Annotated in this window: 16 protein-coding genes; 7 read left to right on the top strand and 9 right to left on the bottom strand. The window is 63.6% G+C overall.

The window, feature by feature from the left end:
- Positions 1-72 precede the first annotated feature (72 nt).
- Positions 73-960, bottom strand: a complete 888-nt coding sequence (galU, locus tag K3146_RS10665) for a UTP--glucose-1-phosphate uridylyltransferase GalU (RefSeq protein WP_221546266.1) — start codon at positions 958-960, stop codon at positions 73-75.
- A gap of 127 nt (positions 961-1,087) precedes the next feature.
- Here galU and murA point away from each other — a divergent pair, with 127 nt between their 5' ends.
- On the top strand, positions 1,088-2,371 hold the full coding sequence (murA, locus tag K3146_RS10660) for a UDP-N-acetylglucosamine 1-carboxyvinyltransferase (RefSeq protein ID WP_221546265.1): 1,284 nt from the start codon (positions 1,088-1,090) through the stop codon (positions 2,369-2,371).
- Positions 2,372-2,445: 74 nt separating this feature from the next.
- The gene (locus K3146_RS10655) at positions 2,446-2,670 is read left to right on the top strand and encodes a hypothetical protein (RefSeq protein ID WP_221546264.1); all 225 of its coding nucleotides are present in this window, start codon (positions 2,446-2,448) and stop codon (positions 2,668-2,670) included.
- A 9-nt stretch (positions 2,671-2,679) separates the two neighbouring features.
- Here the strand turns inward: K3146_RS10655 and K3146_RS10650 are convergent, their stop codons facing one another.
- The 3 genes from K3146_RS10650 to K3146_RS10640 all read right to left on the bottom strand — a co-directional run bounded on the left by K3146_RS10650 (position 2,680) and on the right by K3146_RS10640 (position 4,631).
- Positions 2,680-2,967 carry a ribbon-helix-helix domain-containing protein gene (locus K3146_RS10650; protein ID WP_221546263.1) on the bottom strand — a complete coding sequence of 96 codons (288 nt, stop codon included), beginning with the start codon at positions 2,965-2,967 and terminating at the stop codon, positions 2,680-2,682.
- A gap of 37 nt (positions 2,968-3,004) precedes the next feature.
- Positions 3,005-3,730 (bottom strand): acetoacetyl-CoA reductase, encoded by a 726-nt coding sequence (phbB, locus tag K3146_RS10645; protein ID WP_221546262.1) that lies wholly within the window; start codon positions 3,728-3,730, stop codon positions 3,005-3,007.
- 133 nt (positions 3,731-3,863) lie between these two features.
- Positions 3,864-4,631, bottom strand: coding sequence for a hypothetical protein (locus K3146_RS10640; RefSeq protein WP_221546261.1), 768 nt, complete (start codon positions 4,629-4,631; stop codon positions 3,864-3,866).
- A 332-nt stretch (positions 4,632-4,963) separates the two neighbouring features.
- On the opposite strand from K3146_RS10640, the gene K3146_RS10635 reads away from it, so the two are divergent.
- The 4 genes from K3146_RS10635 to holA are packed head-to-tail and all read left to right on the top strand — an operon-like array spanning position 4,964 to position 9,510.
- A complete protein-coding gene (locus tag K3146_RS10635) occupies positions 4,964-5,413 on the top strand; it encodes a DUF3576 domain-containing protein (RefSeq protein ID WP_221546260.1) in 450 nt (149 codons plus the stop codon).
- 58 nt (positions 5,414-5,471) lie between these two features.
- Positions 5,472-7,985 carry a leucine--tRNA ligase gene (gene leuS, locus K3146_RS10630; protein ID WP_221546259.1) on the top strand — a complete coding sequence of 838 codons (2,514 nt, stop codon included), beginning with the start codon at positions 5,472-5,474 and terminating at the stop codon, positions 7,983-7,985.
- Positions 7,985-8,470: an LPS assembly lipoprotein LptE gene (gene lptE, locus K3146_RS10625; protein ID WP_221546258.1), complete on the top strand. Its 486-nt coding sequence runs from the start codon at positions 7,985-7,987 to the stop codon at positions 8,468-8,470. Before leuS ends, lptE begins: the two co-directional genes overlap by 1 nt.
- Positions 8,467-9,510, top strand: a complete 1,044-nt coding sequence (holA, locus tag K3146_RS10620) for a DNA polymerase III subunit delta (protein WP_221546257.1) — start codon at positions 8,467-8,469, stop codon at positions 9,508-9,510. Before lptE ends, holA begins: the two co-directional genes overlap by 4 nt.
- On the opposite strand, the gene K3146_RS10615 is transcribed toward holA, so the two are convergent.
- Genes K3146_RS10615 through K3146_RS10600 form a run of 4 tightly spaced genes read right to left on the bottom strand, consistent with a single transcriptional unit; the run spans position 9,507 to position 12,522 of the window.
- Positions 9,507-10,661, bottom strand: coding sequence for a nucleotidyltransferase family protein (locus K3146_RS10615; protein ID WP_221546256.1), 1,155 nt, complete (start codon positions 10,659-10,661; stop codon positions 9,507-9,509). The two genes, holA and K3146_RS10615, sit on opposite strands and share 4 nt — an antisense overlap.
- Positions 10,661-11,212, bottom strand: a complete 552-nt coding sequence (locus K3146_RS10610; protein ID WP_221546255.1) for an LptA/OstA family protein — start codon at positions 11,210-11,212, stop codon at positions 10,661-10,663. The genes K3146_RS10615 and K3146_RS10610 overlap by 1 nt, the downstream gene beginning before the upstream one ends.
- Entirely contained in the window at positions 11,212-11,880 is a 669-nt protein-coding gene (gene lptC / locus K3146_RS10605) for an LPS export ABC transporter periplasmic protein LptC (protein WP_221546254.1), read from the bottom strand. The genes K3146_RS10610 and lptC overlap by 1 nt, the downstream gene beginning before the upstream one ends.
- An 18-nt stretch (positions 11,881-11,898) precedes the next feature.
- Entirely contained in the window at positions 11,899-12,522 is a 624-nt protein-coding gene (locus tag K3146_RS10600; RefSeq protein WP_221546253.1) for a ribonuclease D, read from the bottom strand.
- An 81-nt stretch (positions 12,523-12,603) separates the two neighbouring features.
- Between K3146_RS10600 and ung the strand changes: the two genes are divergently transcribed.
- Positions 12,604-13,284 carry a uracil-DNA glycosylase gene (gene ung, locus K3146_RS10595; RefSeq protein WP_221546252.1) on the top strand — a complete coding sequence of 227 codons (681 nt, stop codon included), beginning with the start codon at positions 12,604-12,606 and terminating at the stop codon, positions 13,282-13,284.
- Here the strand turns inward: ung and K3146_RS10590 are convergent.
- A complete protein-coding gene (locus K3146_RS10590; protein WP_221546251.1) occupies positions 13,281-13,964 on the bottom strand; it encodes a class I SAM-dependent methyltransferase in 684 nt (227 codons plus the stop codon). The genes ung and K3146_RS10590 overlap by 4 nt on opposite strands.
- Between the last annotated feature and the right edge of the window lie 67 nt (positions 13,965-14,031).

Genomic DNA, 14,031 nt, shown 5'->3' with positions numbered 1-14,031 from the left:
TCCCGGCATCGCCAAACAAAAAGGGCCGGTCCACCCTCGCGGCGGACCGGCCCTTTTTCTGTGGCGTAGAGATCAGCGCGCGAGCAGGCGCTCCGCAATCTGGCGCACTTCGGCGCCCATATCTTCACGCTCCAGCGCCAGCGCCAGCGTCGCTTCGACGAAGCCGGTCTTGCTGCCACAGTCATAGCGATTGCCCTCGAAGGTCACCGCGTGGAATGGCTGGTTGCCGATCATCTTGGCCATGGCATCGGTTAGCTGGATTTCGCCGCCTGCGCCCTTCTCTTGGCCTTCGAGCGTGCGCATGACTTCGGGCTGGAGGATGTAACGGCCCGAGATGATCTTGTTCGACGGGGCTTCGGCTACCGGCGGTTTTTCGACCAGACCAGTGACCTCGGTCAGCGTATCCGACTTGGTCTCGCCGGGTGCGATCACGCCGTAGCTCGACACTTCTTCCTGCGGCACTTCGAGCACCGAGATCAGGTTTCCGCCGACCTCGTTATAGGCCTCGACCATCTGCTTCATGCAGCCGGTGCCACCCTTGTTGGCGATCATCAATTCGTCGGGCAGCAGGATCGCGAAGGGCTCGTCGCCCACGATTGCGCGCGCGCACCAGATCGCGTGGCCGAGGCCCATCGGGACCTGCTGGCGCACGGTGATGATGTCGCCCGGGGTAGCGCGGGTCGGATCGAGCACGCTCATGTCCTTGCCGCGTTCGCTCATCGTGGTCTCGAGCTCGAAGGCAACATCGAAATGCTCGACGATCGCGGTCTTCCCGCGACCGGTGACGAAGATGATTTGCTCGATCCCCGCCTCACGCGCCTCGTCGACCGCATACTGGATCAGCGGTCGGTCGACCACGGGCAGCAGTTCCTTCGGGATCGCCTTGGTGGCGGGCAGGAAGCGCGTGCCGAGACCCGCAACGGGGAATACGGCTTTCTTGATCGGTTTGTGCTGAGTCATGGCCGAGCGGGGTAAGTCGAAGGGGGGAACAGGTCAATCTTTCGCGGATTGATGGAGCCATGGATGCAAGCGGTGACACGCGCATGACGCTTGCCAGCGCATCCGGGACGGTTAAAGGCAGGGGCCCATGGACAAACTTCTCATTCGCGGCGGCAATCGCCTTTCCGGCACGATCCCCATTTCCGGGGCGAAGAATGCGGCGCTGACGCTCATTCCCTGCGCCCTGCTGACCGAAGAGGCGGTCACGCTGCGCAACCTGCCGCGGCTCGCCGATATCGATGGTTTCCAGCATTTGATGACGCAGTTCGGGGTGAGCCACACCATACCCGGCAAACGTCCGGAGGAATTCGGCCGCAATGTGACGCTCGAGGCGATGCGCATCACCAGTTCGGTGGCGCCCTACGATCTCGTGCGCAAGATGCGCGCTTCGATCCTCGTGCTCGGCCCGCTGCTTGCTCGCACGGGCGAGGCAACCGTTTCGCTCCCGGGCGGCTGCGCGATCGGTAACCGTCCGATCGACCTGCACCTCAAGGCGCTCGAAGCATTCGGCGCGCATATCGAGCTGGCGCAAGGTTATGTGAAGGCGGTCGCGCCCGACGGTGGCCTGCCCGGCGGCGAATTCGACTTCCCGGTGGTTTCGGTTGGCGCGACCGAAAATGCGCTGATGGCGGCGGTCCTCTGCAACGGCACCAGCAAGCTCATCAACGCTGCGCGCGAACCCGAAATCGTCGACCTGTGCAACCTGCTCGTAGCGATGGGTGCCGAGATCGAGGGGATCGGCAATTCCGAGCTCACGATTCACGGGGTGAAGAGCCTTCACGGTGCGACATACCGCGTCATGCCCGACCGGATCGAAGCAGGCTCCTATGCTTGCGCCGCAGCGATTACGGGCGGCGAGGTTTTGCTAAAGGGTGCCGATGCGGGCGACATGGGCTCGACCCTCCACGCGCTGCGCAACATCGGGGTCGAGGTTGAGACCGTGAAGGAAGGCGTAAGGGTTGCCGCAAACGGCAAGCTGAAGGCGCACAATCTGACCACTGCACCCTTCCCGGGTCTCGCGACCGACATGCAGGCGCAGCTGATGAGCCTGTTGTGCAAGGCCGAAGGCACCAGCGTGCTGAAGGAAACGATTTTCGAGAATCGCTTCATGCACGTGCCCGAACTCGCGCGCATGGGCGCGGATATCGAGACGACCGGTCGAACCGCTGTCGTGCGCGGCCCGGTCGAGCTGACCGGTGCCGAAGTGATGGCGACGGACCTGCGCGCTTCGATGAGCCTTGTCATCGCCGGCCTGGCCGCCAAGGGCGAGACCACCGTGCGCCGCCTCTATCACCTCGATCGCGGATACGAACGGCTGGAGGAGAAGCTCCAGCTTGTCGGCGCGGATATCGAACGGGTTGGCGACGATTAGGGCAGGGCTCCGGACCTTTCGATGCTGATGACCGTTGTTTGGTCGTAGGTTCTTAATTCGAAAGGGAAGTCACAATGATCCTCAAGCTCGCAGCTCTCGGAGCGCTCGGCTACCTCGGCTATCGCACCTATGAAAAGAACCGCGCCGACAAGAATGGCGTCGCCTTTGCCAACGGGGAACCCGAGGGCAATTTCCGCAATGCCGGATCGGAATCGACCGCCACACATGACCGGATGAGTTCGACCGATGAAGCGCTCGACGAGACCTATCCGGCCAGCGATGCCACTGCGAAATACTAGGGCTAAAGCCTAACCGACCTTGGCAAGGGCGGCGGAAGCGATTCCGTCGCCCTTTTCATGCCTGGCGACAAGCTCGTGCGTTGCCAGCCAGACCCTGATGGCCCCGGCAAGTCCCGGCGGCGTTTCACTGCGGATGCGTTCGGCATCGATGCTGGCAACAAGCGTATTGACGGCAATGCCGCGCCGGGCTGCAGCAGCCCGCAGCAGGTTCCAGAAAACGGGCTCGAGACTGACGGAAGTCCGGTGCCCATCGATGCGAACCGAATATTTGACGGGTGGGTGGTATGGAGTGTTCATGCGCTGCCCCTAGCGGCGAAAAACCACCCCCGCATTATCAATACATATGTTGGCCGCCATTTATGCTCATGGTCGAACCGGTCACGAATTCGGCGTGTTCGGAGCACAGGAAGCTGACGCCGCGGGCGATCTCGCTGGCCTTGCCGAGGCGGCCGACAGGGATCTTGGCGACGATCTTCTCCAGCACCGGTTCGGGCACTGCGGCGACCATGTCGGTGTCGATATAGCCCGGCGCGATGGCGTTGACGGTGATGCCGAAGCGCGCGCCTTCCTGCGCGAGCGCCTTGGTGAAACCGTGGATGCCGCTCTTGGCTGCGGCATAGTTCACTTGGCCGTACTGGCCCGCCTGCCCGTTGATCGAGCCGATGTTGACGATCCGGCCCCAGCCGCGCTCCTTCATGCCTGCGAAGGTTGCCTTGGCCATGTTGAAGCAGCCGCCGAGATTGGTGCGCATGACTGCATCCCAGTCTTCATAGCTCATCTTCAGGAGCGTGCCGTCGCGCGTGATACCTGCATTGTTCACGACGATATCGATCGCGCCGTGCTCGTCTTCGACCTGCTTGCAGGCGGATTGCACCGCATCGTAGTCGCCGACGTCGAACTTAACCGTCGCGATTCCCGTTTCCTCGGTGAACTTCTTCGCTGCCTCGTCATTACCCGCATAGTTGGCGATCACCGTGCAACCGCGCTCGTCGCGCAGGCGCTCACAGATTGCGCGACCAATTCCGCGGGTTCCCCCGGTTACGATAGCAACACGTCCCATGCATACTCTCCTGCGGCTTTTCCGTAGCGTTAGGCCTGTCTTACGCACGCGGATGCGCAGGCGTAAAGACAATCCGGCATTCGGATCATCCGCTCAATCGTATTCTTTGGAGATTGGCCCGCGCGGGACCGGATCAGAACCGGATCTGCGTTCCGACGTAGACGGCCTGATCGTCTTCCATGCCATCGGTCAACGGACCGAGTCGGTCGCGATCCTGCTTGATGCGGACGCCAGCGGTCACATCGAGATTGCGGCTGAGACGGTAGGAACCACCGAGATCGACGCGCTGCGAACCGGCACCTTCGAGCGTGAGCGGCGAGCTGCCGGCATTGCCCTGGCGCTCGAGCGCGATGCGCGACTGGAAGCGGCTGGGCTTGCCATCGTCTTCCTTGCTGTCGAAGCTCGACAGGTCGGGCATGGCGATATCTTTCAGACCTTCGGCCACCGCCGCGGCGGAAACGCTGCGGGTCGGCTGGGCGAAGCTCTGGTAACCGCGGGCTATCCCGAGGTTGTAGCGCGTGGGCGCGACGGGCAGCGCGGCTTCGACCGGGCTACCCTTTGTCAGCGGTTCGAGCGTGTTGCGGCCCGAGAGCGTACGCGCGGTTGCCGCATCGACGCGAACTGCGAAATTAACCGTCCGCTCACGCTGCGGCGTCGGCTTGCTGGCGGGCGTGAAACGCAGCGCGTCTTCGCCGACGAGCGAGGCGACTTTCTGCGCAAGCTCCGGATCTGCGCCGGCCGGCGTGAAGGTGAGGAATTCGGAGGAAGCGGTCGACCTCATGCTGTCGGGGGCGGAAGATACCGCCAGGCCGACGCCGGGCACCGCAAGGGCGAGGCCAGCCACAGCCAGCATGGCCGGCGTAAACCGTCCCTTGCCCCTGTTGCCGATCATCTTGCCCATCGTTTCCTCTGCACCTCGAAATGACAATGTGAGTGCCTATTCAAGGGCACCCCCGCTTAATGGTTCCCGAACGGCGACGCCAAACGACTCCGATCAGGATTGGAACGTAGGCCTTGCGCGCAGCTATTTCCAGCTTTTCCACAGGGTCCAAAGGCGATGCGAATGCAAGTGTTGCCCGATGCACACAAGCCGAACCACGATTAAGCGCCGGTTCACGCGCCGGGGGCTGTCTAGGTATTCCGGGATGGTGTCGCAAAAGCCAACGCTTGCCCCTTTGCGCCCAGCCTCTATAGAGCCGCAGCACGACAGTTTCAGGATCGACAGGACCCTTCATGACCGCATTCCGTAATCTTCGCCGTCCAGCCGCCATCGCCCTGCTCGGCGTGGCCAGCATCGGCCTTGCGGCATGCGGTGGCAACAGTCGCCCGCGTGCAGATCTTGCTGCAGCGCAGGTTTCGACGATCGGGGTGAATTCCTACCTCTGGCGCGCCTCGCTCGAAGCCGTCAGCTTCGCTCCGCTGCTGCAGGCCGACAGCAATGGCGGCGTGATCGTCACCGATTGGTACGCCAATCCCAGCAATCCGGGCGAGCGGGTAAAAATGACCATCGCGATCCTCGACACTGACCTGCGTGCCGATGCCCTGCGCGTCGCCGCCAACCGCCAGGTCAACCAGGACGGAAGCTGGGTCGATGCCCCGGTGCAGGCCGCCACGGTCCAGAAGCTGGAAGACATCATCCTGACCAAGGCTCGCGAGCTTCGCCGCCAGGCCATCGCAGACTAGGCGCCGAACCCGCGCGAAGCGGGTTCCATTCGTGCCTGAAATCCTTACAGGCGTGACCATGAGTGATACCCGTTTCGATCCGGCAAGTGCCGACTCGCGCTGGCAGGCCGCCTGGGAACAGGCGCAGACCTTCCGCGCCGACAGCAATTCGAACAAGCCCAAGAGCTACGTGCTCGAGATGTTCCCCTATCCCAGCGGGCGCATCCATATCGGCCACGTGCGCAACTACACAATGGGCGACGTGCTGGCGCGCTACAAGAAGGCGACCGGGCACGAGGTCCTGCACCCGATGGGCTGGGACGCTTTCGGCATGCCGGCAGAAAACGCCGCGATGGAGAAGGGCGTGCACCCGGGTGGCTGGACCCGCGACAATATCGAACACATGAAGGCGCAGCTCAAACGCCTCGGCTTCGCACTCGACTGGAGCCGCGAGCTGGCGACCTGCGAGCCCGATTATTACGGTCACGAGCAGGCGCTCTTCATCGACCTCTATGAAGCCGGCCTCGTCTATCGCAAGGAAAGCGAGGTCAACTGGGACCCGGTCGACATGACCGTGCTCGCCAACGAGCAGGTCATCGACGGCAAGGGCTGGCGCAGCGGCGCGGAAGTCGAGAAGCGCAAGCTCAACCAGTGGTTCCTCAAGATCACCGATTTCGCCGAGGAACTGCTCGAAGGGCTCGGCAGTCTCGAGAACTGGCCCGACAAGGTCCGCCTGATGCAGGAAAACTGGATCGGAAAGTCCAAGGGGCTGGAGTTCAGCTTCGACCTGTCGAACGGCGAGAAACTGCCGGTCTACACTACGCGTCCCGACACGATTTTCGGGGCGAGCTTCGTTGCGGTCGCTGCCGATCACCCGGTAGCGCAAGCGCTCGATAGCGACGAGGCGCGCGCCTTCATTGCCGAGTGCAAGAAGGGCGGCACCACCGCTGCCGAACTGGAGACTGCAGAGAAGCTCGGTTTCGACACTGGCATCACCGCCAAGCACCCGTTCACCGGGGCGGACCTGCCGGTCTACATCGCGAACTTCGTGCTGATGGATTACGGCACCGGCGCCATCATGGCAGTGCCGGGCCACGACCAGCGCGATTACGAGTTCGCGACCAAATACGGCCTCCCGATCCCGCGTGTCGTCGCTCCGAGTGTCGAGGATGCGGGCAAGCCTTTCGACGGCGAAGCCGAGGCAGGTGACGGCGTGATCGTCAATTCCGACTTCCTCGACGGCATGGAAGTCGAGGACGCCAAGCGCGAGATCATCCGCCGGATCGAGGACCAGGGCCGGGGCGAAGGCAAGACCGTCTGGCGCCTGCGAGACTGGGGCGTTTCGCGCCAGCGTTACTGGGGCACGCCCATTCCCTTCATCCACTGCGATGCCTGCGGCGTCGTTCCCGCGCCCAAGGACAGCCTCCCGATCACGCTGCCCGAGGACGTCGATTTCCAGACCCCGGGGAACCCGCTGCTGCGCCATGCGACGTGGAAGCATGTCGATTGCCCTAAATGCGGCGGCAAGGCTGAGCGCGAGACCGACACGCTCGACACTTTCGTGGACTCGAGCTGGTACTTCCTGCGCTTCGCCAGCCAGCCCGATGACAAGCCCTTCGACGCCGAAGAGGTCGCCAAGTGGCTCCCGGTCGAGCAATATATCGGCGGCATCGAGCACGCCATCCTGCACCTGCTCTACGCCCGCTTCTGGACCCGCGCGCTCGCGCACATGGGCCAGATCGAGGTGAAGGAGCCCTTCGCATCGCTGTTCACGCAAGGCATGGTGACGCATGAGACCTACTCGCGTCGCGAGGGCGGCAAGACAGTCTATTATGCGCCCGACGAGATCAGCCGCGAAGCCGAGCGCGCCCTGCTAACCTCCGATGGCGGCGAGGTCGAGATTGGCCGCGTGATCAAGATGTCGAAGTCGAAGAAGAACGTCGTCGACCCCGACACGATCGTCGACACCTATGGTGCCGACGCGGTGCGCTGGTTCATGCTGTCCGATAGCCCACCCGAACGCGACCTGCCGTGGTCCGAGGCGGGGATCGAGGGTTGCTCGCGCTTCGTCCACCGTCTGTGGCGCCTGTTTGCTGCCTATGATGCCGGAGCCGAGGGCGAGGACAAGGCGCTCGCCCGCAAGACGCATCAGACCATCGCCGCCGTTGCCGAGGATATCGAGGCGCTGGGCTTCAACAAGGCAGTTGCCCGGATCTACGAACTGACCGGTGCGACCGAGAAGGCTGAGCCCTCGTCCAGCCGCAGCCACGCAATCCGCAGCCTAGTCCAGCTCGTCGCGCCGATGATGCCGCACCTCGCCGAAGAGGCCTGGGCTGGTCTCGGGGAAAGCGGCATGGTCGCAGACGCTGCATGGCCCGAAGTCGATCCTGCGCTTCTGGTCGAGGACGAAGTCACCATCGCGGTCCAGCACAAGGGCAAGCTGCGCGATACGCTGACCGCGCCCAAGGGTGCTTCGAAAGAAGATCTCGAAGCCATGGCACTGGCGAGCGAGAAGGTTCAGCGCTCACTCGACGGTGCAGAAATCCGCAAGGTCATTGTCGTGCCAGACAGATTGGTGAATATCGTCACCTGATGCGGAGTCTCGTCGCCCTCACTGCCTCGCTCGCCCTCGTCGGTTGCTCGCTGCAGCCCATGTATGCGGGTGGCGGCAGCGGCTCGGTGGCGCAGGGGCTCGCCGCGATCGACGTCCCACCCATTCCGGGCAAGGCTGGTTGGCTTGTGCGCAATGCGCTGAACGACAAGCTCGGCGCGGCAGGGGTGAGTGAATTCCGCTACCGCCTCGACGTGCGGCTCGACGATAGCCTCGAAGGTCTCGCCGTGCTGGCAGATGATACCGTCAGCCGTGAACGCCGTACGCTGCGCGCGCGATACCAGCTGGTCGATGCGTCGACCGGCGAAATCCTGCTCGACGCAACTGAAGGCACCGATGCCGGTATCGATGTGGTCTCGAGCGAATATGCCACCATCGCGGCCGAAAATACCGCGCTCGAAAATCTCTCCCGCGAAATTGCCGACCGGATCGTCACGCGCGTCGCCCTGACGCTTCGCGCCAAGTGAAGCTAACTAGCCGCGACTTCGCTGCCAAAGCGCGCAGCGCTGCGGAAAGCTGCACGGTATTTTTCTTCTGCGGGCAGGATGAAGCGGGCGCGAGCGCTGCCGCAAACGACCTTGCCGCAATGCTGCCCGAGCCGGGCGAACGCGTGGAAATCCCCGGAGCGGACCTGCGCAGCGATCCGGCGAAACTGGGCGACGAAGCGCGTTCGACTTCGCTCTTCGGCGACAAGCGCCACATCTGGTCGCGCGTGGTCGGCGACGAGGCCCACGAAGCGCTGAAGACCCTTCTCGAAACGGGTGACATGGGGGCGGGCGAGGCATGCCCGGTCATCGTTGTGGCTACGTCGGCTACCGACAAGTCGCGCACCGCGAAGCTGCTCGAGAAGCGCAAGGATGCGGTGGTGGCGATGTTCTACCCCCCCGACCTGCGCTCGGTCACGCAGAGCGTCCGTGCCATGGGCGATGCGGCCGGACTGAAGCTCGATGGCGCTGTGGCGGAGCGGATTGCACGCAATGCCAACCTGGACGTGCGCCTGGCCCAGAGCGAAGTGACCAAGCTCGCCACTTATCTCGACGCCAGCCCGCAGTCGCCTCGGCCCGCCACGATGGAGCACCTCGATGCCATCGGCGCGGCAAGCGAAGAGGATGGTTTTGCCAGCCTCGTAAACGCCGTCCTGGCTGGGCAGGGCGCGAAGGTCGCGACCGAGATTGCGCGGATGAAGCAGATCGGTCTCAATCCCGTCGGCACGCTGTTGGCGGTGGAGCGGCGTGCGGCACAACTGGCGCGGATTTCTGCCGCGCTTGGCAATCGGCGCTATCAGGATCTCGATAAGGGCGAGAAGGCGCGGCTGGGCATCTTCTGGAAGGAAGAGCGCGAGATTGCCGAACAGCTCCAGCGTTGGCGCGGGCCGAAGCTCGACCGGTTGACGCTGCGCCTCACCGAACTCCACCGCGAGCTGCTGACCAACAGCCAGTCTTCCGAACTGCTGTTGGCGCAGGGGCTGACGGGAATCGCCCGGGTCGCTGGCGCAGGCCGCCGCTAGGTCTCGATCCACCTCTGAAGTCGCGCTGTGGCGAGGCCGGCACGCCGTGACTTTCCGGAGAGCAGGCTTCCCGCAACCGAGGTGGCGCGGCCTGCAAGCTGCCGTATGCGCGTGCCTGCGCGGACAGGATTTTCGGCCCTTTCGAGCGGGTGCTGGACAATCCGCCCGCCTGTCCTTCCCCGACGCAGCGATGCGATCGCGCTGACGTCTTTGAGCTGCTCGGGGGTCTGGACGAGCAACAGCTCCGTCTCGTCGAGGAGTTCGCTTGCGACAGTGTGGGGGCAGCCCGATTGCTCGAGAAAGTCTGGCCTGCGCCAGCGGTCGACAAGTGCGAACAACAGCGCGGCAGGGCGATCGAACCGCTCTTCTCTTGCGCGATCCCAAAATGCGGGCCAATCGATCGGCTTCTTAGCGCACAGCAAGTCGACATCGATCAGCGCCATCGGTCCGACATTGAGCAGATGTGCGTTCACGGCATGGACCACGAGGTGCGCGAGCATGTCTTCGCGCGAAGGAACTGCCGCGCCCAGCTTCTCATCATAGCGGGCGTTCGACAGCATGCGCCTGCCATCAGACAGGGGCATGGAAGCGCCGGGCAGCGGAGGCCTGAGCCAGACGTGCGAGTGGACTTCGCACACGATCTTTTCGGCCGAGAGCAGCGGCGGCAAATGGGTGTGCTCCGCAGAGAAATCCGCCAGCATATCCGGCGACTGCTGCGGACCCGCCCAGCCCGCGTCTTGTAACGTAAGGTACGCCTCCGGGGCAGCCGTTTCGTCGACGAGCAGGTCGATATCGCGCATCGCCCGCGCCGCCGGTGCCGGGTAAACCGTCCAGGCGAGCGCGGAGCCTTTCAGTGCCACCGCCCCAATGCCTGCCTCGCCCAATGCTGTCACCGCCTTGAGGAGGGCGCGGCGCTGGGCGAGCACCCTTATTGCATTTTCTCGGTAGGCTTCAGCCCACTTGCCCCGAAGGTCCTCCGCGACCCTGCCGAGTTCGCCGCGAGTATCGCGCCAATGCAGAATTGGTTCGAGCAAGAGCATATCGGCGAGATGCCCAAGCTCTCTCCACTCGCCCGGTGACAGCGCTTGCAACTCGCGCGCGCGATGCCCGCATAGCGCCAGCAGCGCCCGCCCGAACCGGGCGTCGTCCATCAGTTCTCGGGGACGGAGAAGGTCCCGCTGACGCGGCCACCTGAGGTGTTTCCTTCGCCGGTGACCGAGGAGGATCCGCTGGAACGGCCGTCGATGCTCGACACGCCGCTGGCAAGATCGATCACGAGCCGCCCGCCATTGAGCGTGTCGCCGCCACGGTTGAGGCGGACATTCCCGGCCATGGTGATGACGCGACGGTTGAAGTCGTAGACCGCCGTATCGCCGCTGGCGCGTTCGTTACCGCGCGTCACGTTGACGCCCCCCGTGGCCATGATCCGCTGTATCCGCAAAGTGCCAGCGTCGGAATAGTTCACGATTGTGCGCGCGGCATTGAGATTGAGCCCGGCCTGGGTGATCCGCACATTGCCCGAGAGGACCACGCGGTTCTGATTGTCCTGCAACTCGATCCGGTCGGCGGCGTAGGAAACCGGGGCGTTCGAATTGTGCCCGGCAATGGCTTGCGCGGAAAGTTGGATACCGCCCAGCGCCGCCGCAGTAAGGGCGAAGCCGAAAAGAGCGCTCCTGGCCATGGTGGGAAGGTGCTTTTTCATCACGGCATCCTCAATTTGCCGGGCTCCATGCGCAGCTGCGCATTGCCCGATAGTGTGATCCTGCGCTCGGTCAAATCCGCATCGAGCCGGTTCGCGCTGAAAGTCCCTGCAGGGATCGCGCCTTCGACCCCGCCGGCTCCTTCGAGCGTTTTGTCCTTGAGGTCGAGCGATACGCCGCTCGCGCGCATGCGATAGCCATCGGCTGCCTCCATGCGCATGGTCCCGGTCACCGAAACCACCTCGGCGTTGATGTCGTATTGGCCACCCGATGCCTCGACCCTTGCCGGGCCATCGGCCATCAGCATGCGTGCAACGAGATCGTCCATCCGCACGATCCCCTCGGCGCTGGATTTCTGGACCGCTTCGCCCGCTGTCAGCGAGAAGGGGCGCCCCTGCCGGTCCTGGCCGCGGTAAAGCGCGTTATCGACGCGCAAACGCTCGGTGATGACCGCCACTTCATTGCGGTCGAGCAGGAAGCTGATCTCGCCACGCGGGGAAAGCGGCGTGATGATCATCAGCGCCGCGACCACTCCCACCGCCATCGGCAGCGCGCGCGCAAGAAAGCCGACGAGCTTGTCATGGCTTCCGCCGGGCGCCGCGAAATGCTGGCGGCGCGAGCGCAATTGCTTCGCCTCCTGCGTTTCGATCCTGCGCTTGCGGAATACCATGGTGGCCTAATGCTCCTGTCAGGCTGACGCGTGGCTGAAGATGTCGTGATCGTCCCAGCCGAGAATGTCGAGATGCGCGCGTGCAGGAAGGAAATCGAAACAGGCCTGCGCCAGTTCCGTGCGACCTTCGCGTTCCAGCCTGCGATCGAGCTCTTCCTTCATCCGGTGCAGGAAGCGAACGTCGCTGGCGGCGTAGTCCCGTTGGGCATCGTTGAGAACGGGGCCGCCCCAGTCGCTGCTCTGCTGGACCTTGGACATGCTTTCGCCGAGCAGTTCCTCGACGAGGTTCTTGAGGCCGTGGCGGTCGGTATAGGTGCGCACCAGCTTGCTGGCGATTTTGGTGCAATAGCAGGGCGCTGCAGTCACCCCGAGGTAATATTCGATCGCTGCGAGGTCGAACCGCGCGAAGTGGAACAGTTTGAGGCGCTCCGGGTCGCCCAGCACAGCCTTGAGGTTGGGTGCATCGTAGTCACTGTCCGGTCCGAAGCGGACGAGATGTTCGTCGCCATTGCCATCGCTGATCTGCACGAGGCACAGCCGGTCGCGGATCGTGACGAGGCCCATGGTTTCGGTATCGACGGCCACCGGGCCATCGGCGAGCACGCCTTCTGGGAGGTCTTCTTCGTGGAAATGCACTGCCATAGGGGCTCGCCTTAGGCGGAATGGGGATAGGAGGGAAGGGGCCACTGGTCCCCGGCCGATACGAGGCGCAAGGTGAGCGTCATGAGCGAACAAGTCCCGACAAGCTGGAAGCCCGTCCTTGACCCGGTGCTGACAGGCGAAGAGGCGCGGCGGCTGGGTGGTTGGCTGCGCGCGGAGGAGGCTGCGGGCAAGCTTGTCTACCCTCCGCGCGGGACCCGGTTGAAGGCGCTCGAGCTGACGCCACTGGAAGAGGTCAAGGTCGTCATCCTGGGGCAGGATCCCTACCACGGACCGGGACAGGCGATGGGACTGTGCTTTGCCGTGCCCGAAGGTGTGAAAGTGCCGCCCAGCCTCGTGAATATCTACAAGGAGCTGGAGGCCGATCTTGCCATCCCCCGCCCATCGCATGGCGACCTGTCATCATGGGCGCGGCAGGGGGTCCTTCTGCTGAACAACACTCTAACGGTAGGGGCGGGTCAGGCAGGCAGCCATGCCGGACGAGGCTGGGATTTGGTAACCGATGCCTGTGTCGCTGCGGTGGCGGCGCGGGAGGTGCCCAGCGTCTTCATCCTCTGGGGAAGTCATGCGCAAGCCAAGGCCAAGAGGATCGCGGGGCTGCGCGATGGCCGGCACCACATTATCGAAAGCCCGCATCCGAGCCCGCTCTCGGCGCATCGCGGTTTCTTCGGCTCGAAACCGTTCAGCCGCGCGAACGCATTCTTGACCGAGAACGGTCGCGGTGCGATCGACTGGAGCCTCTAGGCAGGCTTGCGGATCACCGCCATATTCGAATAGCTGAGATGCGGGAACGGCTTGGCGAGCCATTTCTCGAAGCCGCGGAGCCATTTGCCGCCCTTCTCCGGAACAAGCTGGACGAAGTCGGTCGGATACTCGACCACGTCGAGTTCGAGGATGCGTTCGAGCATGTTGATGAAGTGCGAGCGGTCCCAGGCGACGATGTGACCGCGGTTGACATAGTCGCGCCTCAGTAGCGCCGATGCGATCACCAGCGGGCGCACCGGATTGGGTACGGCGAGGACCAGGTGGCCACCGGGCTTCACCAGGTTCATCACCTTGGAAATCGCACCTACCGGATCACGCAAATGCTCGAGCACATGCGACATGGTGACCACGGTGTAGTTGTTTTGCGGCAGCTTCTCGATATCGAAATCGGTTTCGTCGAGCAGGTAGGTGTTGCGTACCTTGGCACGCTTGGAAGCCGTGTCGAGGCACGACTGGTAGGCATCGGCCACGTCGATCAGCCGGTCCTGCGGGTAGAGCGCGGGAATGCTTCCTGCCCCGGTTCCCACGTCGAGCAGCTGGTCGCCCGGTTGCGAATATTTTTCCGCCATCCGCGCCGTCACCGCATGATACGGCAGGCTCTTGATCTTCTGCATGAAGTCGAGATCGATGTGATGGTTCTGTTTTTCGACGGTAGCCAAGTCGTGAAGTCCCTGAAAATGACCCGCAGGCCTTAGCCCGATTGCGGTGCTTGCGGAAGATGCGATT

It is taken from the genome of Qipengyuania vesicularis (assembly GCF_019711415.1).
Taxonomy (GTDB): domain Bacteria; phylum Pseudomonadota; class Alphaproteobacteria; order Sphingomonadales; family Sphingomonadaceae; genus Qipengyuania; species Qipengyuania vesicularis.
This window is presented reverse-complemented; position numbering and strand designations above follow the sequence as displayed.

Excerpts from the sequence above, each read along its gene's own strand:
- lptC (WP_221546254.1), bottom strand. The coding sequence starts at position 11,880 with ATGGTATTCCGCAAGCGCAGGATCGAAACGCAGGAGGCGAAGCAATTG.
- K3146_RS10610 (WP_221546255.1), bottom strand. The coding sequence starts at position 11,212 with ATGAAAAAGCACCTTCCCACCATGGCCAGGAGCGCTCTTTTCGGCTTC.
- galU (WP_221546266.1), bottom strand. The coding sequence starts at position 960 with ATGACTCAGCACAAACCGATCAAGAAAGCCGTATTCCCCGTTGCGGGT.
- K3146_RS10600 (WP_221546253.1), bottom strand. The coding sequence starts at position 12,522 with ATGGCAGTGCATTTCCACGAAGAAGACCTCCCAGAAGGCGTGCTCGCC.
- leuS (WP_221546259.1), top strand. The coding sequence starts at position 5,472 with ATGAGTGATACCCGTTTCGATCCGGCAAGTGCCGACTCGCGCTGGCAG.
- K3146_RS10635 (WP_221546260.1), top strand. The coding sequence starts at position 4,964 with ATGACCGCATTCCGTAATCTTCGCCGTCCAGCCGCCATCGCCCTGCTC.
- K3146_RS10655 (WP_221546264.1), top strand. The coding sequence starts at position 2,446 with ATGATCCTCAAGCTCGCAGCTCTCGGAGCGCTCGGCTACCTCGGCTAT.
- K3146_RS10640 (WP_221546261.1), bottom strand. The coding sequence starts at position 4,631 with ATGGGCAAGATGATCGGCAACAGGGGCAAGGGACGGTTTACGCCGGCC.
- lptE (WP_221546258.1), top strand. The coding sequence starts at position 7,985 with ATGCGGAGTCTCGTCGCCCTCACTGCCTCGCTCGCCCTCGTCGGTTGC.
- murA (WP_221546265.1), top strand. The coding sequence starts at position 1,088 with ATGGACAAACTTCTCATTCGCGGCGGCAATCGCCTTTCCGGCACGATC.
- K3146_RS10650 (WP_221546263.1), bottom strand. The coding sequence starts at position 2,967 with ATGAACACTCCATACCACCCACCCGTCAAATATTCGGTTCGCATCGAT.
- K3146_RS10615 (WP_221546256.1), bottom strand. The coding sequence starts at position 10,661 with ATGGACGACGCCCGGTTCGGGCGGGCGCTGCTGGCGCTATGCGGGCAT.
- ung (WP_221546252.1), top strand. The coding sequence starts at position 12,604 with ATGAGCGAACAAGTCCCGACAAGCTGGAAGCCCGTCCTTGACCCGGTG.
- phbB (WP_221546262.1), bottom strand. The coding sequence starts at position 3,730 with ATGGGACGTGTTGCTATCGTAACCGGGGGAACCCGCGGAATTGGTCGC.